At 71.8% G+C, this 20,026-nt stretch carries 17 protein-coding genes; 7 read left to right on the forward strand and 10 right to left on the reverse strand.

Going from position 1 to position 20,026, the window contains the following annotated elements:
- The first annotated feature begins 123 nt into the window (after positions 1-123).
- Together Aau02nite_RS05855 and Aau02nite_RS05860 are read left to right on the forward strand one after the other, a co-directional pair.
- The gene (locus tag Aau02nite_RS05855) at positions 124-402 is read left to right on the forward strand and encodes a hypothetical protein (protein ID WP_212987287.1); all 279 of its coding nucleotides are present in this window, start codon (positions 124-126) and stop codon (positions 400-402) included.
- Positions 399-1,886 (forward strand): alpha/beta hydrolase, encoded by a 1,488-nt coding sequence (locus Aau02nite_RS05860; protein WP_246594938.1) that lies wholly within the window; start codon positions 399-401, stop codon positions 1,884-1,886. The genes Aau02nite_RS05855 and Aau02nite_RS05860 overlap by 4 nt, the downstream gene beginning before the upstream one ends.
- On the opposite strand, the gene glmS is transcribed toward Aau02nite_RS05860, so the two are convergent.
- Positions 1,873-3,756, reverse strand: coding sequence for a glutamine--fructose-6-phosphate transaminase (isomerizing) (gene glmS / locus Aau02nite_RS05865; protein ID WP_212987288.1), 1,884 nt, complete (start codon positions 3,754-3,756; stop codon positions 1,873-1,875). The genes Aau02nite_RS05860 and glmS overlap by 14 nt on opposite strands.
- Positions 3,757-3,955: 199 nt before the next feature.
- On the opposite strand from glmS, the gene Aau02nite_RS05870 reads away from it, so the two are divergent.
- Together Aau02nite_RS05870 and Aau02nite_RS05875 are read left to right on the forward strand one after the other, a co-directional pair.
- Positions 3,956-4,888 (forward strand): MmpS family transport accessory protein, encoded by a 933-nt coding sequence (locus tag Aau02nite_RS05870; RefSeq protein WP_212987289.1) that lies wholly within the window; start codon positions 3,956-3,958, stop codon positions 4,886-4,888.
- 80 nt (positions 4,889-4,968) lie between these two features.
- Positions 4,969-6,156: a pyridoxal phosphate-dependent aminotransferase gene (locus Aau02nite_RS05875; RefSeq protein WP_281420961.1), complete on the forward strand. Its 1,188-nt coding sequence runs from the start codon at positions 4,969-4,971 to the stop codon at positions 6,154-6,156.
- 84 nt (positions 6,157-6,240) lie between these two features.
- Here the strand turns inward: Aau02nite_RS05875 and glmM are convergent, their stop codons facing one another.
- From glmM to rplM, 3 genes are all read right to left on the reverse strand, one after another.
- Complete coding sequence (gene glmM, locus Aau02nite_RS05880) at positions 6,241-7,593, reverse strand: phosphoglucosamine mutase (RefSeq protein ID WP_212987290.1); 1,353 nt, start codon at positions 7,591-7,593, stop codon at positions 6,241-6,243.
- 150 nt (positions 7,594-7,743) lie between these two features.
- Positions 7,744-8,178 carry a 30S ribosomal protein S9 gene (gene rpsI / locus Aau02nite_RS05885; RefSeq protein ID WP_307857851.1) on the reverse strand — a complete coding sequence of 145 codons (435 nt, stop codon included), beginning with the start codon at positions 8,176-8,178 and terminating at the stop codon, positions 7,744-7,746.
- Between the two features lie 185 nt (positions 8,179-8,363).
- Positions 8,364-8,807, reverse strand: a complete 444-nt coding sequence (gene rplM / locus Aau02nite_RS05890; protein WP_212987291.1) for a 50S ribosomal protein L13 — start codon at positions 8,805-8,807, stop codon at positions 8,364-8,366.
- 647 nt (positions 8,808-9,454) lie between these two features.
- Here rplM and Aau02nite_RS05895 point away from each other — a divergent pair.
- Positions 9,455-10,600, forward strand: a complete 1,146-nt coding sequence (locus Aau02nite_RS05895) for a uroporphyrinogen-III synthase (RefSeq protein WP_212987292.1) — start codon at positions 9,455-9,457, stop codon at positions 10,598-10,600.
- 74 nt (positions 10,601-10,674) lie between these two features.
- On the opposite strand, the gene Aau02nite_RS05900 is transcribed toward Aau02nite_RS05895, so the two are convergent.
- The 4 genes from Aau02nite_RS05900 to Aau02nite_RS05915 are packed head-to-tail and all read right to left on the reverse strand — an operon-like array spanning position 10,675 to position 15,419.
- The gene (locus tag Aau02nite_RS05900; RefSeq protein WP_212987293.1) at positions 10,675-11,295 is read right to left on the reverse strand and encodes a GTP-binding protein; all 621 of its coding nucleotides are present in this window, start codon (positions 11,293-11,295) and stop codon (positions 10,675-10,677) included.
- A complete protein-coding gene (locus Aau02nite_RS05905; protein ID WP_212987294.1) occupies positions 11,276-11,638 on the reverse strand; it encodes a DUF742 domain-containing protein in 363 nt (120 codons plus the stop codon). Before Aau02nite_RS05905 ends, Aau02nite_RS05900 begins: the two co-directional genes overlap by 20 nt.
- Positions 11,639-11,691: 53 nt before the next feature.
- Entirely contained in the window at positions 11,692-12,105 is a 414-nt protein-coding gene (locus Aau02nite_RS05910) for a roadblock/LC7 domain-containing protein (protein WP_212987295.1), read from the reverse strand.
- 2 nt (positions 12,106-12,107) lie between these two features.
- Positions 12,108-15,419, reverse strand: a complete 3,312-nt coding sequence (locus tag Aau02nite_RS05915) for a sensor histidine kinase (protein ID WP_212987296.1) — start codon at positions 15,417-15,419, stop codon at positions 12,108-12,110.
- A 502-nt stretch (positions 15,420-15,921) separates the two neighbouring features.
- Between Aau02nite_RS05915 and Aau02nite_RS05920 the strand changes: the two genes are divergently transcribed.
- Positions 15,922-17,055, forward strand: a complete 1,134-nt coding sequence (locus tag Aau02nite_RS05920) for an ABC transporter substrate-binding protein (protein WP_246594939.1) — start codon at positions 15,922-15,924, stop codon at positions 17,053-17,055.
- A gap of 60 nt (positions 17,056-17,115) precedes the next feature.
- Here the strand turns inward: Aau02nite_RS05920 and Aau02nite_RS05925 are convergent, their stop codons facing one another.
- Both Aau02nite_RS05925 and Aau02nite_RS05930 read right to left on the reverse strand, forming a co-directional pair.
- A complete protein-coding gene (locus Aau02nite_RS05925) occupies positions 17,116-17,940 on the reverse strand; it encodes an ABC transporter permease (protein ID WP_212987298.1) in 825 nt (274 codons plus the stop codon).
- Positions 17,941-18,006: 66 nt separating this feature from the next.
- Complete coding sequence (locus tag Aau02nite_RS05930; protein WP_438841105.1) at positions 18,007-18,999, reverse strand: ABC transporter substrate-binding protein; 993 nt, start codon at positions 18,997-18,999, stop codon at positions 18,007-18,009.
- 274 nt (positions 19,000-19,273) lie between these two features.
- Here Aau02nite_RS05930 and Aau02nite_RS05935 point away from each other — a divergent pair, with 274 nt between their 5' ends.
- Positions 19,274-20,023 (forward strand): ABC transporter ATP-binding protein, encoded by a 750-nt coding sequence (locus tag Aau02nite_RS05935; RefSeq protein WP_212987300.1) that lies wholly within the window; start codon positions 19,274-19,276, stop codon positions 20,021-20,023.
- The last annotated feature ends 3 nt before the right edge of the window (positions 20,024-20,026 follow it).

Raw genomic sequence — 20,026 nt, forward strand, 5'->3', positions numbered from 1 at the left:
GTCGTGCGCCGGGCCTGTGGACAACGCGGGTACGCCCGCAGCGCCTTGTCCACAGGGGCGATTTCGAGCGGCTGAACTCCCCTAACGTCGTCGGCCGTACCCGTTGCGATCTGGAGGTTGCCGATGACGTCCGAGCTCGAAGTCGATGCCGCCGCGGTCCGTGCCTGGGCCCGGGCGCTGTCCGCGACAGCCGCCCGGATCAGCACTGATCCGCCGCCACCGCCGAGCGGCCCGCCCTGGTCGTCGACGGCGGCCGCCTCAGCCGCTGCCGACGCGGCGCGGGCCCAGCTCCGGGCACTCGCGGACGACATCTCCGCGACAGCCCGGCAGGCAGCGGCGGCAGCGGACGACTACGACGACGCGGACGACCGCGTCGCGGCCCGGCTCCGAGCTGTCCGATGACCATGACGACCGTGAGCTATCCGCTGCTGCGCGCCACCGACCCCGGCCGCTGGCGCGACACGGCGACGGCCTGGCGTTCCTGGGCCGCGACCGCCGGCCGCTGGGCCGCCGAGCTGCGCGCCCACGCGACCCGCCTCCGCGCGATCTGGACCGGCTCGGCTGCCGACGCCGCCACGGCCCACCTGGCCGTGCTGATCCGCCGACTGCAGCTGTTCCGGCTCGGCTGCTGGGCCGCCGACCAGGCGCTCAGCGAGTTCGCGGCGGCTCTGGCCCGGAGCAGGTCGATGCCCGCGACCCCGCCGGCCGGCGTCACCATCGCCGGTGACGGCACGGTCAGCGGGCAACCCGCGGCAGCCGTCCGTGACACCGCGGCCGGCATCAAGGTGGCGCTGGCCATCGCCGCGGAGGCGGACGGCGCGGCCACGAGCAGACTCAGAGCAGCCGACATGGGCGGGGCAGCCAGTCCGCCGACGGGTGAGCCGCCGTCCTGCACCGCCACGCCGGCCCAGGTCCGGCAGTGGTGGGAGGCGCTGAGTCCGGCGCAGCGCCGTTGGCTGCTCGTCGGCGAACCGGGCCGGCTCGGTCCGCTGGACGGCATTCCGGCCGGGATCCGGGACCTGGCCAACCGGCTGATGCTGGACGAGCTGCCGGCCCGGCTGCCCGGCCTCGACGCGCTGCGGGACCGGCTCGCCGACGGCGATGGCACGCGGGCGTATCTCTTACAGCTGGATCCGGCGGGCGAGGGACGGGCCGTGGTCGCGCTGGGCGATCCGGACCGCGCCGCGAACGTGCTGACCCAGGTGCCGGGCATGACCGCAGACCTGGCTTCGTACGGCGGCGAGCTGGCCCGCGCCGAGCGGATCGCCACCCGCGCGACCGAGCTCGCTCCGCAGCACGCCACCAGCACCGTCATGTGGCTGGGCTACGACGCCCCGGACTTCGTGCACGAGGCCGCCAGCCGGTCCCAGGCCACCGCCGGCGCCCTCGGCCTGCGCCGGTTCCAGGACGGGCTGCGGGCCACTCACCTGGACGCCCCGGCGCACCAGACCGTGCTCGGGCACAGCTACGGATCGCTGGTCGTCGGCACCGCGGCCGCCCGCCCCGGCCTGGCCACCGACGACGTGGTCTTCGTCGGCTCCCCCGGCGTCGGCGTGGACTCGGCAGCCGAGCTCCAGGTGCAGCCGGACCGGGTGTGGTCCTCGACGTCGCGGTCGGACGTCATCCAGTGGGCAGCCGTCTCGCCGCGCAGCCTCGCCGAGGACCTGGTGGCCAGCCAGGCGGTGCCGGGTGGTGCCCTGCTGGCTTTCACCCGGCCCGAGGACGACCTGTACTTCGGCACCAATCCGAGTGACCCGGCGTTCGGCGCCCGCGTGTTCGCGAGCGAGCCGGACGCCGGGCACCTCGGTTACTGGGAGCCCGGCAGCGCGGCGCTCGACGCGCTCGCGGGCATCGCGGTGGGGCGGGGCGATGTCATTCCACGGTGACGGACTTGGCCAGGTTGCGCGGCTGGTCGACGTCGTGTCCCCGGGCCGCGGCGATCTCGCAGGCCAGGATCTGCAACGGCACGGTGGTCATCAGCGGGGCCAGCAGAGTCGGCGTACGCGGCACGGTGATGAGGTGGTCGGCGTAGGCGCCCACCGTGTCGTCGCCCTCCTCGGCGATGACGATGGTGCGCGCTCCGCGGGCGCGTACCTCCTGGATGTTGGAGACGACCTTGTCCCGCAGCACGCCGCGGCCGGCCGGCGACGGCACCACGCACACCACCGGGGTGCCGTCGTCGATCAGCGAGATCGGGCCGTGCTTCAGCTCGCCCGCGGCGAAGCCCTCGGCGTGCATGTACGCGAGCTCCTTGAGCTTCAGCGCACCCTCCAGGGCGACCGGGAAGCCCACGTGCCGGCCGATGAACAGGATCGTCGGAGCCGCCTTGAGCTCGCGGGCCAGCGCCCGGACGTCCTCCATGTCGGCGAGCAGCTCCCGCAGGTCGTCCGGGGTGCGCTGCAGCCGGGAGACGACGGCCGCGACCTCGTCGGCGTACATCACGCCGCGGACCTGGGCCAGGTGCAGCCCGATCAGGTAGCAGGCGACCAGCTGGGTCAGGAACGCCTTGGTGGAGGCGACGGCGATCTCGGGGCCGCCGTGGGTGTAGAGCACCGCGTCGGACTCGCGGGGGATCGTCGAGCCGTTGGTGTTGCAGATGGCCAGCACCCGGGCCTTCTGCTCCTTGGCGTGCCGCAGGGCCATCAGGGTGTCCATCGTCTCGCCCGACTGGCTGATCACGATCACCAGCGTGGAGCGGTCGAGGATCGGGTCGCGGTAGCGGAACTCGCTGGCCAGCTCGACCTCGCAGGGCAGGCGGGTCCAGTGCTCGATGGCGTACTTGGCGACCATGCCCGCGTGGTAGGACGTGCCACAGGCGATGACGAAGACCTTGTCGACGTCGCGCAGGTCCTGGTCGGTGAGGCGGACCTCGTCCAGGACGATCTCGCCGCGCTCGGAGAGCCGGCCGAGCAGGGTGTCCGCGATCGCCTGGGGCTGCTCGGCGATCTCCTTGAGCATGAAGTAGTCGTAGCCGCCCTTCTCCGCGGCGGAGGCGTCCCAGTCGATGTGGAACTCCTTGCCGGTCGCGGGGGCACCGGCGAAGTCGGTGATCTCGATGCCGGCCGGCGTGATCAGCACGACCTGGTCCTGGCCCAGCTCCACCGCCTCGCGGGTGTGCTCGATGAACGCGGACACGTCGCTGGCGAGGAAGTTCTCCCCGTCGCCGCGGCCCACGACCAGCGGCGAGTTGCGCCGGGCGGCGACGACCGCGTCGGGCACGTCGACGTCGATCGCGAGCAGGGTGAAGGCGCCCTCGAGCCGGCGTACGACGCGGCGCATGCCCTCGGCGAGCAGCTGCGGGCCCTCCTCGGCACCGGCGGCGCGCAGGGCCCGCATCTCGGCGGCGAGCATGTGCGCGGCGCACTCGGTGTCGGTGTCGCTGACGAACTCGACGCCGGTCGCCTCGATCTCGGCGCGCAGGCGGGCGAAGTTCTCGATGATGCCGTTGTGGATCACCGCGACCCGGCCGTCGGCCGACAGGTGCGGGTGGGCGTTGCGGTCGGTGGGACCACCGTGGGTGGCCCAGCGGGTGTGCCCGATCGCGGTCGAGCCCACCGAGATGCCGTCACCCGCGCGCTCGACCAGCGCCTTTTCGAGATTGGCCAGCTTGCCGGCCTTCTTCTCGGTCAGGATGACGGAGTCGTCGATGACGGCGATGCCGGCGGAGTCATAACCGCGGTACTCCAGCCGGCGGAGCCCGTCGAGGACGATTTGCAGAGCCGGCCGACTGCCGACGTAACCCACGATCCCACACATGGGGGGCAGCGTAGCGGACTTCCGCTCACGGCCGCTGCGCAAGAACCATACTTTCGCGCATCGGACGTGATCGAAAGAACCGTTCAGACGGTCGCGCCGGTACCCACGGCCAGCTCAGGCGAGTCGCTGACACGACCGGGTGATCCGAATCTGGCGCTGGGGGCGTACCGTCGGGCGGACGCCTGCTCTGGAGAGACGATTGAGCTACCCACCGCCTTCGGACCCGACGCGTCCGTACCCCGCGGAAGAACCCGTATCAGGTCAGCCGTGGTCGAACCCGTCGGGCGATTCCCTGTCGGCCCAGCCGCCGCGGCCACCGACGCCGTCCTTCCAGCCGGGCTATGCCCCCCTGCCGCAGCCGAACGCGCAGAGCAGCGGACCGCCGGACGGCTACCCGCCGACCTCGCAGTTCCCTGCCCAGCCGCAGCCGCACTACGACGCGCAGGCCGGCTACCCGCCGCCGGACCAGCAGGGCCAGTACCCGCCCCCGGCCTACCAGCCGCCCGGCGGCTACGGTCCTCCGGGCGGCTACGGCCCGCCCCCCGGCTACGGCCAGCAGCCGGGGTACGGTGCCGCGCCCCCACCGCCGCCGAAGCGCAGCAACGCCCCGCTGATCGCCGTGGTGGTGGCCGTGGTGCTGCTGCTGTGCGCAGGTGGCGTGACCTCCGCCGTGCTGCTGGTGAACAAGGCCACCGACAAGGCACAGGAACAGATCGACTCCCTGCCCAACCTGCCGACGGAGGTGCCGGACCTCCCGACCGACGTGCCCGGGCTCCCCACCGAACTGCCCACCGAGCTCCCGACCGACCTGCCCACCGGGCTGCCGAACCTGCCCGACGTGGATCCGAACCAGGAGCTCCAGGTCGAGTACGAGGTCACCGGCGACGGCCCGGCCGAGATCGTGTACGTGGACAAGCTCGGCGGCGACCCGCAGCGGGTCCGCAACGCCTCGCTGCCGTGGCGCAAGACGCTCACAATGAAGGGCTCGTCGCTGGTCTCGGTGATCGCCGTCCGGGGCGCGACCTCGGAGGGCACGCTGAGCTGTAGCGCCAAGGTCGACGGCAAGGAAGTGGCCCAGAAGACGAGCGAGGGCACCTTCATCACCGCCGCCTGCACCAAGCTGGTCTTCTGAGCGGCCGGCCTGCTGAGCGGCCGGCCTGCTGAGCGCCGGTGGGCAGCGGCACCCGGGCGGACGGCCGTAGGCTGGGCGGTGTGACGACGTCGACCCCGGCCGATCCGCTCGTCGGGCGCATGCGCCCGTTCGGCACCACGATCTTCTCCGAGATGTCCGCGCTGGCCGTGCGCACCGGCTCGGTCAACCTCGGGCAGGGCTTCCCGGACACCGACGGGCCACCGGAGATGCTGGCGGCGGCCGCCGAAGCTCTCCGCTCGGGGGCGAACCAGTACCCGCCGCTGGCGGGCATCCCGGCCCTGCGGCACGCGATCGTGGCGCACGAGCAGCGGTTCTGGGGGCTCGAACGCGACCCGGACACCGAGGTGGTGGTCACCGCCGGCGCCACCGAGGCGGTCGCCGCGAGCATTCTGGCGTTGTGCGAGGCCGGGGACGAGGTGGTGTGCTTCGAGCCGTACTACGACTCGTACGCGGCCTCGATCGCCCTGGCCGGCGCGGTCCGGCGGCCGGTCACGTTGCGGCCCGGGCCGGACGGGCGGTACGGCTTCGACGAGGGTGAGCTGCGCGCCGCGTTCGGGCCGCGCACCCGGATGATCCTGCTCAACACCCCGCACAACCCGACCGGCAAGGTCTTCACCGGCGACGAGCTCGCGCTGATCGCGCGGCTCTGCCAGGAGCACGACGTGTACGCCGTCACGGACGAGGTCTACGAGCACCTGGTCTTCACCGACGCCGCCGCGCCGCACCTCCCGCTGGCCACGCTGCCGGGCATGCGGGACCGCACGCTGCGCATCTCGTCGGCCGGCAAGAGTTTCTCCTGCACGGGCTGGAAGGTGGGCTGGGCGACCGGCCCGGCCCCGCTGGTGTCGGCGGCGATGCGGGTGAAGCAGTTCCTGACGTTCGTGAACGCGGGGCCGCTGCAGCCGGCGGTGGCGGTGGCGCTCGCCCTGCCGGAGTCCTACTTCACCGGCTTCCGCGACGGCCTCCAGGCCCGGCGGGACCGGCTCGTCGCGGGCCTGACGGACGCGGGCTTCGGCGTGCTGCCGTCCGAGGGCACCTATTTCGTGACGGCCGACATCACGCCGCTCGGCGGCACGGACGGCGTCGACTTCTGCCGGTCACTGCCGGAGCGCTGCGGCGTCGTGGCCGTGCCCACGCAGGTCTTCTACGACCACCGGGAGCAGGGCAAGCGGCTGATCCGCTTCGCCTTCTGCAAGCGCGAGGACGTCATCGACGAAGCCGCCAAGCGCCTGCGCACTCTCGCCTGACGCCCTGCGAGAAGCCGCCGCAAAGCCGGCACCGACGAAAGCGGCAGGCCCGGCGACCCGCCGGACCTGCCGCTGATCGTCAGCTCAGGCCGGGCTGGCCGACCGGACCTCGTCCGCCACCCGCTCCGCGATCGTCCGCGCCTGCTCCTCGGTGACCGCCTCGACCATCACCCGTACGAGGTGCTCGGTGCCCGACGGGCGCAGCAGCACCCGTCCGGTCTCCCCCAGCTCGTCCTCGGCCAGCGCCACCGCCGCCTGCACCGTCGGGGCCGCCGCACCCGCCTGACGGTCCTTGACCGGGACGTTGATCAGCACCTGCGGCAGCTTGTGCAGCACCGCCGCCAGGTCCGCCAGTGACTTGCCGGTCTTCGCGATCGTCGCCATCAGGTGCAGGCCGGTCAGCACGCCGTCGCCGGTCGTCGCGTAGGCCGGCATCACGATGTGCCCGCTCTGCTCGCCGCCCAGGGCGTAGCCGCCCGCCGCCAGTTCCTCGAGCACGTACCGGTCGCCGACCTTGGTCTCCAGCAGCTTGATGCCGGCTTCCTTCATGGCCAGGCGCAGGCCCAGGTTGCTCATCACCGTCGCGACCAGGGTGTCCTCGGTCAGCGCGCCCGCCTCGCGCATCGCCAGGGCCAGGATCGCCATGATCTGGTCACCGTCGACCACGTCGCCGGCCGCGGTCACCGCGAGGCAGCGGTCGGCGTCGCCGTCGTGGGCCAGGCCCAGGTCGGCGCCGTGCTCCAGGACGGCCTCGCGGACCGCCTCGAGGTGGGTCGAGCCGCAGTTGTCGTTGATGTTGAGGCCGTCGGGATCGGCGTGGATCGCGATGACCTCTGCGCCAGCCTCCCGGTACACCGCCGGGCCGACCTCGCTGGCCGCGCCGTTCGCGCAGTCGACCACGACCTTCACCCCGGCCAGCGGGTGCGGGGTCGACTCGAGCAGGTGCTTGATGTAGTGCTCGGCCCCGTCCAGCAGGTCGTGCACCCGGCCCACGCCGGCGCCGGTCGGCCGTCCGACCAGGCCGTGCCCGTCCGCGACGGCCGTCTCGATCTTCTCCTCCAGCTCGTCCGGGAGCTTCTGGCCGCCCGGGGCGAAGAGCTTGATGCCGTTGTCCGGCATCGGGTTGTGTGACGCCGACAGCATCACGCCGAGGTCGGCACCGGCCTGGCCGACCAGGTACGCGACCGCCGGGGTGGGCAGCACGCCGACCCGGACGACGTTGGCGCCGGCGCTGGTCAGGCCGGCCACGACCGCCGCCTCCAGCATCTCGCCGCTGGCCCGCGGGTCACGCCCGACGATCGCCAGCGGCTGATGGCTCGCGTCGCTCTCGATGAGCACCCGGGCGGCCGCGACCGCGACCGACAGAGCCAGTTCCGGGGTGAGCAGGTCACCGTTCGCCAGCCCGCGTACGCCGTCAGTGCCGAAGAGTCGCCCCATGGCGGTCGATCCTTTCGCCGGCCCCGCCCCTACTCGGGTGCGGTGGACCGGTGCCGTGTTGTGAGGGAGGGAAAACGCGAACGGCCGAGCACGCCCCCGAGGGGCGCACCCGGCCGTCCGGTCAGACGTGGTGCAAGACGAGCGCTGCGATCAGCGCTTCGAGTACTGCGGAGCCTTGCGGGCCTTCTTGAGGCCGTACTTCTTGCTCTCCTTGACCCGCGAGTCACGGGTGAGGAAGCCGGCCTTCTTCAGGGCCGGGCGGTCGTCCGGGTCGTTCGTGATGAGCGCCCGGGCGATGCCGAGGCGCAGCGCGCCGGCCTGGCCGGTGATGCCGCCGCCACGCAGGTTGGCGATCACGTCGAACTGCTCGGGCTTCTCGGCGGTGCTCAGCGGCTCGCGGATGAGCTGCTGGTGCACCTTGCTCGGGAAGTACGCCTCGAGGTCGCGGCCGTTGCAGGTGATCTTGCCGGTGCCGGGGATGAGACGCACCCGGACGATGGCCTCCTTGCGGCGGCCGACGGTCTGGATCGGACGGTCACCCGGGCGCGGGGCACGCACCGCGGCCGGTGCGGCCTCGACGACCACGACGGTCTCGGCGGGAACCTCGGCGGCCGGAACCTCAGCGGCGGGGGCCTCGGCGGTGGGCTCCTCGGCGGTGGGCTCCTCGGCGGGGGCCTCAGCGGTGGGCTCCTCGGCGGCGGCGGGCTCCACGACGGTCTCGGCGACCTCGGGCTCGACGATGTCGGTCATGCTGTTTCCTTCGCCCGCGCTCACTGCGCGATCTGCTTGATTTCGAACGGCACCGGCTGCTGCGCGGCGTGCGGGTGCTCGGCGCCCGGGTAGACCTTCAGCTTCTTGATGATCTGGCGGGCCAGCTTGTTGTGCGGGAGCATGCCCTTGACGGCCAGCTCGACCGCGTGCTCGGGGCGCTTGGTCAGCAGCTCCTCGTAGTTGACCTGCTTCAGACCACCCGGGTAGCCGGAGTGCCGGTAGGCCAGCTTGGTCTGCCGCTTGTTGCCGGTCAGCGCAACCTTGCCCGCGTTGATGATCACCACGAAGTCGCCGGTGTCGACGTGCGGGGCGAACGTGGGCTTGTGCTTGCCGCGCAGGAGCGTGGCGGTGTGGGTGGCGAGCCGGCCCAGAACGACGTCGGAAGCGTCGATGATGTGCCACTGACGCTCGATCTCACCCGGCTTCGGGCTGTACGTACGCACAGAATTACCTTGTCTCGTCGTCGGTCTGGGGGCGCGCGCTGGCCGCGTCAAGCACGAACATCGAGCCTACCCGGACGGGCACGCTCGCAGCTGTCGCACAACAGCAGGCAACAATACCCGCCTGTGCGGCGCGCGGTCAAAACGGGCGGTGGGCCCGCCATGCAGACGGGACCGGATAACGTAGCGCTCCTAGTTTAGGCGGTCCCCCGCGGCGCGCCGACATGGGGCCGGGTGATTCCACCCACGGTGATGACCCGCTGACGTGAATGCCTCTTAGCAGGCTCGAAACATACGGGACGCGGGGGCGAAATTACCCCCCGGCACGCTTCGGACATGGCAAGTGGTGCGGGCACCTCGACGCGGCCGGAGCTCCGGTCCGGCGGTGTGCCCGGGCGCACCACCCAGGAACCGCCGCCAGGGTTGAGGACGGACCTGGCGGTGCCCGCCGAGCCGGTTGACCGGCTCGGCACCGGGAAGCCGCGGCGTGTGCCGGTCGGAGGTACGGCGGAGAACGCAGGCGTGACATGGGAGCGGGTCGACGCTGAGGACGGCGGTCTCCGAGCGTGCCCTTCGGTGGACCGGCCGGCCACGCCGCGGCTTTCTGGCAACCCTCCCCGCACTTCAGTGTGGGGAGGGCGGGCCGCCGGATGACGGAACGGGCCGGCAGCGCGCGAAAGATCGTGATCACCGCAGCAGCGCTCGCGGAGCCGGCGGCGTCGCTGTCCGGCTACACGATCGGCGTGACTTCCGACCGCCGCCGTGACGAGCTGGCCGGCCTGCTGGAGAACAGAGGGGCCCGCGTGGTGATCGCTCCCGCGCTGCGCATCGTCCCGATCGCCGACGACGCGGAGCTGCGGGCGGCCACCCGGGCCTGTCTGGCCCAGCCCCCGGACATCGTGCTGGTCAACACCGGGATAGGCATGCGCGGCTGGCTGGAGGCGGCGGAGGGCTGGGGCCTGGCGGAGCCGCTGCGGGCGGTGCTCGCGCGGGCGTACCTGGTCGCCCGGGGCCCGAAGGCCCGCGCCGCGATCCGGTCCGCCGGCCTGCAGGCCCAGTGGTCGCCGGAGGGTGAGAGCTACGAGGAGGTCGTGGAGCATCTGACCGCCCGCGGCCTCGCGGGGCTGACGGTGGCGATGCAGCTGCACGGCGAGAGCCAGCCCGAGTACACCGAGGCGCTGGAGGCGGCCGGCGCCCGGGTGGTCGAGGTCCCGGTGTACCGCTGGGCGGCCCCGATCGACCCGGCGCCGCTGCACCGCCTGGTCGACCTGATCACCGGACGCCTGGTGGACGCGGTGACCTTCACCTCGGCCCCGGCGGTGGGTGCGCTGCTGCGCGCGGCCGGCCCGGGCACCGAGCCATTGCTGGAATCCCTGCGGGCCGACGTCCTGACCGCCTGCGTGGGCCCGGTGACGGCGGCGCCGCTGCGCCGGCACGACATCCCGGTGGTCACCCCGGCCCGGGCCCGGCTGAGCGCCCTGGTACGCACAATCGTGGACGAGCTGCCCCGCCGGGCTCTGTCGCTGGAGGTGGCCGGTCACAAGCTCACCCTGCGCGGCCACGCGGCGATCGTCGACGGCGACCTGAAACCGCTGGCCCCGGCCCCGATGGCGGTGCTGAGGGCGCTGGCCGCCACGCCGGGGCGTGTCCTGTCCCGCGCGGCTCTGCTGCGTGCTCTGCCCCGGGGCGCGGACGAGCACGCGGTTGAGATGGCGGTGGCCCGTCTGCGCGCGGGCCTGGGCGCCCCGGGCGTCATCCAGACGGTCGTCAAGCGCGGCTACCGCCTGCCCGCCTGAGCGGTTCCCTCCCCGGCGGAGTAAAAGCGGCGGCCCGCACCCAGACGGACCGCCGCGCAGAAGACGTTGCCTGGTCACCCCACTGTGGCGGGGTACCCTCGGCCCTGCTCGGCGACCAGGGTCGCCATCGCGTGTTCCACGACTCCCACCAGCACGGACTTCACCGAGTCGCGATGCCGGGCGTCGCACATGAGCAGCGGCACGTGCGGGGCGATGGCCAGAGCCTCACGGACCTCCTCCGGTTCGTACCGGGGAGCGCCGTCGAAGCAGTTCAGGGCCACCAGGTACGGCAGGTGACGGTTCTCGAAATAGTCGAGCGGCGCGAAGGCGTCGGAGATCCGCCTGGTGTCCACCAGGACCGCCGCGCCCACCGCACCCCGGATCAGCTCGTCCCACATGAACCAGAACCGGGTCTGGCCGGGCGTGCCGAAGAGGTACAGGATCAGGTCGTCGGCCATGGTGATCCGGCCGAAGTCCATGGCGACCGTGGTGGTCTCCTTGCCGGGCACCTTGGACGCGTCGTCGATGCCTTGTCCCGCCGAGGTCATCACTGCCTCGGTGGTCAGCGGCTCGATCTCGGAGACCGCACCGACCAGGGTCGTCTTGCCCACGCCGAAGCCGCCGGCTATGACGATCTTCGCGGAGGTGATCTCCTTGGGTTGCGCCCCCGCCCGCTCAGAGCTTGCGAAGTCCACTCAACACCCTTTCCAGCAGATCCATCCGCTCCGTGAAGCCTTCCTTGGGAGCGGCACTGTGCAGCGACAACAGCCCGTCGGCGACCATGTCGGCGACGAGCACCCGGGCTACTCCCAGCGGGAGCCGGCTGTAGGCCGCGATCTCGGCCAACGACTGCGCCCGCGGCTCGCACAGCACGGCGATGCGGTACTTGTCATGCCCGGCGAACCGGGATTCCTGAACGGCGGCCTGACTGGCGACCAGGACCGCCTCGATGGGGATGTCGCGCCGCGGCTCCGTCCGGCCCCGGGTGACCGCGTAGGGACGGACCAGGTTGCCCCGGGGGTCGTTCGGCTGTCCCATCGTGCGGTCACCTCCTTCCGGCTCGGATCAGCGGCATTGCGGGGTCGTACGGGTCACACCTGGTGCGCGACGGCCTCGCGGGGTGCGGGCACCAGGGCGGCACCCACCCGCTCGACCAGCAGATCCATCTCATAGCCGACCTGGCCGACGTCGCAGCTGCGCGCGGCCAGGACGGCCATCGACGACCCGTCACTGATGGACATCAGGAAGAGGTATCCGCTGTCCATCTCGATGATCGTCTGCTGCACCGCGCCGGCGTTGAACATGCGCGACGCACCGTCGGTGAGGCTGACGACGCCTGAGGTGATAGCGGCGAGCTGGTCGGCGCGGTCCGCCGGCAGGTCCCGCGACGAGGCCAGCAGCAGGCCGTCGGCGGAGACCGCGACGACGTGCGCGATACCGGCCACGCTGTCGGCGAAGTTGCTGAGCAGCCAGCCCATGTCCTGCATGGTGGGGGGCCTGGTCACTGTTAGTTCTCCTTCGGAGCAGGGGCGCCCGCGGCAGCTTCTTCACTGCCGGCCGTACGCCCACGTTGCACACCGCGGTGGTACGCGGAGAGGAGGCCACGTACCTCATCCGGGCTGCGACGGTTCTGGTTGCGCGGGCTGCTCTGCACGCCACCGGGGACGAGCTGGGCCTGGGGCACCCGCTTGGGTAGTCCGGAACGGGTGGTGTCGGTGACGGAGGGTTCCGCCGCGGCCATCGCCCGCTGCCATCCTTCGTCGGCGGCGGTACGCCAGGCATCCTCGGCCGACTTGCGTGGCCGGGGCACCTGGGCACCGCTGTCCGGACCGGCGTCCGCCGGTCGCGAACCATTCTGCCCCGGGTTCGAGGCTCGGGAGGTCGTCGTTTCGGCTCGGGCCGGCGGGGAGACCGGCGCCGGTGGGGACACCGGGGCCCGTGGGGCCGGTGGAGCGGCGGGCGGGGCGGCCGGCTGGGCCGGGGCCGCTGCTGCCGGAGCCGGAGCCGCCGGAGCTGGAGCCGCTGCCGCCGGGGCTGCCGTCGCGGCGGGGGCCGGCTGGTTCGGCGGAGGCGCGTAGCCCGCGGTCGGCATGCTCCACTCCTCGGAGATCGGCCCGGCGTGTCCCTTGAACCAGCTCTGCTGCATCTCGAGGAAGATCGGCGAGGTCTCGCCACGGTCCTCGGGCTGGGCGACCGGCGGCGGGGGCGGCGGGGGCATCGCGGCGAGCGCGGCACCCCAGCCGTTCGGGTTCGGGCTGGCCGGTTGCCGCGGCGCGGGCACCGTGCCCCCGTCCGGCGTGGCGAAACCGGAGGCCGGCGCGAAGCTCTGCTGCCGGTCGGGCGCCGCGGCCTTCATGGTCGGGTACGCCATGGTCGGCGAGCTGGTGGCCGCGGAGCCGAGGCCCGGACCGGCGACCGGTGCGGACTCGGCCGGCTGGGTGACCCGGGTGGGCAGCGGTGGCCGGTCGGTGCCCGGTTGCCCGTCGCCGCGCTTGGGCAGCACCGGGCGGTCCGGGGTGGGCGTGCCCTCGCCGCGGCCGGGCAGCTGCGAGGGCTGGCGCGGGAGCTGCGGGTGGGCCGGCTGCTGCGGCTGCTGCGGGTTGCTGATGGAGGAGAAGCCGCCGGCGCCGGCCCGGATCAGGCCGTCGTCGGAGCGCTGCTGCCCCCACGGCTCGGGCGCGATGGCCGGCAGGGTCGCCGTCGCCGCACTGCCCCGGCCCAGCGGCATCGGGTCGTTCCAGTTGGCCGGGGCCGCGTCGAGCTGGCGGTTGCCGCGGCTCGGCGGGTCCAGCGGGCGGTTGCTGGGCAGCACCACGATGTGGCTCGGCAGGATCACCTGGGCGACCGTGCCGCCCTCGATGTTGGCCCGCAGCTCCACCCGGATGCCGTAGCGGTTGGCGAGGCGGCTGACCACGGCCAGGCCCATCAGCCGGAACGCGGCCACGTCGACGTCCGGGGTCTCGGCCAGCCGCCGGTTCAGGGAGTCCATCTGTTCCTCGGACATCCCCAGCCCGCGGTCCTCGACCTGGATCACCACGTAGTCACGGATGCGCCGGCCGTCGGCGACCACCACCGTGTTCGGCGGGGAGAAGCGGGTCGCGTTGTCGAGCAGCTCGGCGACCAGGCGCACGACGTCGTTGACGGCCACGGCCGTGATCGAGATGTCGGTGTCGACCGTGCCGAACTCGATGCGGTTGTAGAGCTCGACCTCGGACTGCGCGGCGCGCAGCGCGTCGACCACGAGGGCGTCCTCGCGGCGGGGCGGGCTGGAGTCGGCACCGGCCAGGACCAGCAGGTTCTCGTCGTTGCGGCGCATCCGGGTGGCGAGGTGGTCGAGCTCGAAGAGCTGGGCGAGCCGCTTCGGGTCCTCCTCGCCGCGCTCGATCTGGTCGAGCTCGCCGATCATCCGGTCGACCAGGCTCTGCGAGCGGCGGGCCAGGTTGAGGAACATCGCCGAGACGCTGGTCCGCAGGGCGGCCTGCTCGGCCGCGATCCGGACCGCCTCGCGGTGCACGACGTTGAACGCCTGCGCCACCTGGCCGACCTCGTCGCGGTTGGTGAGCCGGATCGGGTCGCGGACCTGCCGCACGATGTCGTCGGCGCCGCCGTCGCCGAGGTTGCGCACGTCGCGCAGCCGGGCGACCGCCTCGGGCAGGTCGCGGTTGGCCACCGCCAGGGCGCCTTCCCGCAGGCGGCGCAGCGAGAGGTTGAGCGAGCGGGCCAGCACGACGGCGAGCGCGATGGCGATGATCAGGGTCAGCAGGACCAGGCCGGCCTCCATGGCGGCCTGGCGGCCCACCGCGGAGCTCTCGTCGGACGCCTGCCGCAGGGCCTGGGTCTCGAGCCGCTGCTCGGCCCAGCGCATCAGGTCGACGACCGCGCCGAAGGACTGGGTGAGCTCGACCGGCACGATCGGGTCGGAGCGGTCGAGCCGGGTGGCGTACTGGTCGGCGAGGTTGATCGCGTCGCCGGTGACCGTGTTGTCCACCAGGGCGCGCTGCTGCGGGGTCGCCACCAGCGCGAAGGCCTCGAGCGCCTCCTGCTGGCTGGTCTCCGTGGCGGTCAGGACCGAGAGCTGCTCGGCGCTGACGTCACCGGAGGCGCGGGAGGCGTACGCGACCGCTTCCTGCTCGGCCGTGCCCGCCTTGGCCCGGGCGAACGCCGAGACCGCGCGCAGGGTGTCGGCGACCGTGCCCTCGCCGGCGTACTGGCTGAGCACCTCGCCGTAGCCGACCAGGTCGGTGAGCACGACGCCGTAGCGCAGCACGACCTCGGAGACGGCGATCTCGTCGCGGTCGGTCACCTTCTTACGGGTGGCGTCCATCGTCTGCAGGTGCTGGTCGATGCGGTTCAGCCGATCCTGCACGGCGGCGGGCGGCTCGTCCAGCTCACGGCGGTCGGCGGTGTAGCGCTGGATGCGCTGATCACTGAGGGCGATCGCGGCGTTGTAACCGTCCGCCTTGGTGTCGGGCGCCGCGAGATACTGCGCCGCGGCCATCCGCTCCTTGTGGAGGTACTGCGTCAGGTCGGAGACGTCGGTGGAGAGCTCGGTCAGGTCCTCGACCTGGCGGGCGTCGAGCGCCGAGCCGCCGACGTCGACGAGCCGGACGGTGGCCAGCGCGAGCACGGCCACCAGCGGCACGAAGAGGATCAGGGCGAGCTTGGACCGGATGCGGGCGTCACGCAGGCGCGGAATGCGCCCGCGCCGCTCCCGGGTGCCGGAGCCGCTCTGCCGACCTGCGTCCGCATGGGGTCCAGCCGGGTTTCCGGCGGCGCGAGCGGGGTAGGTCGAAGCCTGGGTCGAAGAACCGGTGCTCACGACATCTCCTCGCTGGTCATCCCCGCATCTCTTCGCCCACCCCGATACTGCCGCCCGGGAATAGCCGATCCACGCGACAGGGCTCGTGCCACACGCGGCACGGCCGCGATTTCATCAGAGACGGCAACGGTTTGGGAAGTCTGCGACGTTCCGGAAACACCGTTCACGGCGCACTGACAATCAACCGTTCGGCTCGACAATCGACACTGCGTAGGCGTTGACGTGCACGAATGTAACCATGGCCACTTTCCGTGTTGGTACAGTGACGCTGATCCATCAAGATTCCAACCACTATGTGGGAAAGCCATCCCGCCGGTCGTCCGCGGCGCGGCTTGACCAGGGACCTTCACGTTGGCAAGGTTTGGCGCGATCGAACGGACGGACTGTCCGTGTGCGCGCGGTCCACACCGGACAACGTTGCGTTCACCGGGATGGTTCAATCCCGGGCTCCGCCCCCTAGGAGGCACCCGCAGTGAGGCTCCCCCGCCGTGTGACGGCGTCCGTGGCTGCATCGACGCTCGTCGTCGCCGCGCTGACGGGCTGCGACTCGGACCCCGAGGCCGGCGACAAGACCCAGGTCGTGATCGGCGCCGACCTGGACGCCTCCGGCAACGCGGTCGACTTCGCGTACACCCGCGCCCTGCAGCTGAAGATCGACCAGGTGAACGCCTCGGGCGTGCTCGGCAACCGCGAACTGGTACTGCGTACCCAGGACAACCGGTCGGATCCCACCGACTCGTTGCGCAACATCAGCACGTTCGCCCAGGACCCGGCGGTCGCCGCGGTGATCACCGGCTCCTGCGACCTGTGTGTGGTCAACTCGGCCAAGACCATCAACGACCAGCAGATCCCGACGATCGCGCTAGCCGCCGCCGACGAGGTCACCACGCCGGTGGAGAGCCGCCGGTTCGTCTTCAAGCTCGGTCCGAACTCGACCGACAGCGTGGCCGCCATCGTGGCCGAGCTGACCCGCAAGAAGACCAAGACCGCCGCCCTGCTCTACGCCGACGACCTCTACGGCCGGGCCGCGCACAAGAAGATGACCGAGCAGCTGAAGAGCGCCAGGATCACGATTTCCGGCAGCCGCAGCGTCAAGCCGTCGGCCACCGAGATCAGCCAGACGGTCGGCACGCTGACCGATGCCGACCCCCAGGCCCTCGTGGTGCTGGCCGGCTCGGACCTGGCGACCCAGACAGCCACCAGCGCCAAGGCGGCCAACTACAAGGGCAGTGTCTACTTCGACGCCGCCGCGGCCGGCGATCTCTTCCTGCCACAGGCGGCCGCGGCTGCCACCGACAAGACCACCATGGTGTTCACCCAGATCCTGGCCATCGACGACGTGATCGCCACGACGCCGGCCAAGGCGGCCCGCAAGCAGTGGTTCCGCGACTACACAGCTCGGTACGGCAGCTACTCGGGCGTGGCCGCGTTCGCCGCCGACGCGGTGGACCTGATCGCCGACGCGGTCGTCAAGGTCGGCGGGGACCGGCGCCGGATCCGCGACGTGCTCGAGACCTCGCAGACCGACGGCCTGGCCGGCCCGATCCGGCTGACCCCGGACAACCACTCCGGGCTGATGCCGCAGGCACTGACCCTGCTGGTGGCGCGCAGCGGCCGCTGGCGGCTGCTGAGCTGATCCACCCCGGACACCACAGAAGCCGGCCGACTCTCCGTCGGCCGGCTTCTTCGTGCGCGGTCAGCGCTGGGAGGTCGTGGCGCGCACCCAGGGCAGAGCGAGGCGTTCCACGAGGACCAGCGCGTAGTAGAGGACGATGCTGATCAGCGCCAGCAGGGTGATGGCCGCGAACGCCGTCGAGGTGTCACCCTGGCCGCTGGTCTGCACGATGATGGTGCCCAGGCCGCTCTCGCCGTACTGCATCTCGCCGACCACCACGCCGATCACCGCGAGCGGCATCGCGACCTTGAGCCCGACGAAGATCTGCGGCAGGGCGGCGGGCAGCCGCACCCGGGCGAAGGTCTGCGCCCGCGACGCGTCCATCGACCGGGCCAGCTCCACCAGGTCGGCCGGGGTGCTGGTCAGGCCGGTCGCGGTGGACAGCACGATGGGGAAGAAGCAGACCATGAACGCCATCGCCAGGATCGGCGTACGCCCGTAGCCGAACCAGATCAGCACCAGCGGCGCGAGCGCCACCTTGGGCACCGCGTTGAAGGCGACCAGCAACGGTGAGAACATCCGCTCGAACGGGCTCCACGCCGCGATGGCGATCCCGAGCAGCACCCCGACACCGACCGAGAGCAGGAAGCCCTGCACCGTGGCGGCGGTGGTGTGCCAGGCCTCGTCGACGAGGAACTCGCGGTAGCGGTTGAAGCCGTCGATCACCGCGGGCGGTGACGGCAGCACGACCGTGTTGATCGCGAAGAGGGCCGTGCCGGCCCACCAGAGGCCGATCGCGACGGCCAGGCCGAGCAGCGGCCAGGCCACGGCCGCGAGGGTACGGCGGCGGCTGGACCCGGCCTGATCAGCCGGCGCCGGGGCGGGCGCTGTCGCCACGTCAGTCATCAGTCTTCTCGCTCCCACTGTCGGCACACGGGGCCTGCCGGCTACGACAGGCCCCGTACTGCCGGATCAGGCGTTCGGCACCAGGTCGAAGCTGATGACCTGCTCGGGCGTCAGCCCGGCCTGGATCTGGCCGGAGCCCTGCAGGATGGCGATGCTGCGCGCGACCCGCTGGCTGTCCAGGGCACCCACCGGCACACCGGAGGCCTCGGACCGCACGAACGGCGCCATCAGCGTCAGTTCCGCCGCGGCCGACTTGGGGTCGGCGGTCGGCACGTTCTTCTTCAGCAGGTTGCCGGCCTCGTCCGGGTTGGTGATGGAGTCCTCGAGGCCCTTGAGCAGCGCCGCGGTGAACTTCTTGACCTTCTCCGGGTTGTCCTTGGCGTACTTGGTGCTGGTGATCAGCACGTTGCCGTAGAGGTCCTGCAGGTAGTCGCTGTACGGCAGCAGCACCGCCGGCTTCTTGGCGATGCCCTCGATGGTGGGCTTACCGACCACGAACTGGCCGATGCCGTCCACCTTGTGCGAGGCCAGCGTGCCGAACAGCGTCTGCGGGTTGCCGTTCACGAAGTTGACCTTGGACGCGTCCACGTTGGCCAGCTTGGCGTAGGTGGGGAACAGGTTGCGCACCACGGAACCGGGGGTGTCGGCGAGCGTCTTGCCCTCGAGGTCCTTCGGCGAGCTGATGCCGTAGCCCTCGAGCGACATGATCGCGGCCATCGTGCGCTGCTGCACGGCGCCGACGGCGGTGAAGCCGGTGGCCTTGGCCGGGCCGCCCGCGGCGAGCAGGCCGCCGGTCAGGTCGATCGGCGTGAACTGGGCGGTGCCGGCGACGATCTGCTTGATGCCCTCACCGCTGCCGCCACCGGGCTTGATCTCGACGTCGAAGCCGGCGTCGCGGAAGTAGCCCTTCTCCTTGGCCACGTATGCGTACGAGTCGCGGCCGAAGGTGCCGAACGACGTCAGGTATGTGATCTTTTCCAGCGTCTGCGTGCCGCCGGACGCGCCATTGTCATCCCCGTCGTCGCTGCAACCGGCTGCGGCGGCGAGAGTCGTGGCCAGCGCGGCGGCCACGAGCGTGCGGGTGAACGTTCTTCTGTGCACCGTGTTCCTTCCCAACCGAGGGGGTGTCGAGACAGTCGGCGTCGGGGCGGAGGGTGCACCGGCGCCGCATGGTGGTGTGCGGGAACTCGCGCGTTAGCGTAGGGGACCCCGGCCCGCTGATCGATGACAGGTACGTCTCAGAAGCCCTTGTGGACGGGGTGGTCGCGGCAATGGGGCAGCGGCTGGCTACAGTGTCAGCGCATCGATCCGAAACTATCGGGAGCACCCGACGATGATCCGTCTCACCGGCGTCTCCCGGACATTCGCGGGCCGATCCGGCACGGTGGAGGCTTTGCGCGGCATCGACCTGACGGTCGCCGACGGCGAGTTCGTCGCCGTCCTCGGCCGCTCTGGCTGCGGAAAGTCCACACTGCTGCGATTGATCTCGGGCCTACTGCCGGTGAGCGCGGGCGAGGTCCAGGTGTCAGGCGAACGGGTGACCAAGCCGCGCCGCGACATCGCGATGATGTTCCAGAAGCCGGCCCTGCTGCCCTGGCGCTCGGTGCTGGACAACGTGCTGCTCCCGATGCAGATCTTCGGCGACAAGAAGGCGGCCCACCGGGACCGGGCCCAGCAGTTGCTGACCATGACCGGGCTGTCCGGCTTCGAGAAGCGGCTACCGCACGAGCTCTCCGGCGGCATGCAGCAGCGGGTGGCGCTGTGCCGGTCGATGATCGCCCAGCCGCGCGTGATGCTCATGGACGAGCCGTTCTCCGCGCTGGACGCACTGACCCGCGAGGAGCTCTCCGGTGAGCTGCAGCGGGTGCACATGGAGCTCGGCACCACGATCGTCTTCGTGACCCACTCGATCGACGAGGCGGTGCTGCTGGCCGACCGGGTGGTCGTGCTGAGCCCGCGCCCGGGCCGGATCCGCGAGATCATCGACATCGACATCCCCCGGCCCCGCACCCTGGGCCGGGGCGCGCACCTCGAAGAGGTCGCCCGATGCAGCGCCGAGCTGCACGAACTCCTGATGGCCTGAAGG

Source organism: Actinoplanes auranticolor (assembly GCF_018332655.1).
GTDB lineage: Bacteria > Actinomycetota > Actinomycetes > Mycobacteriales > Micromonosporaceae > Actinoplanes > Actinoplanes auranticolor.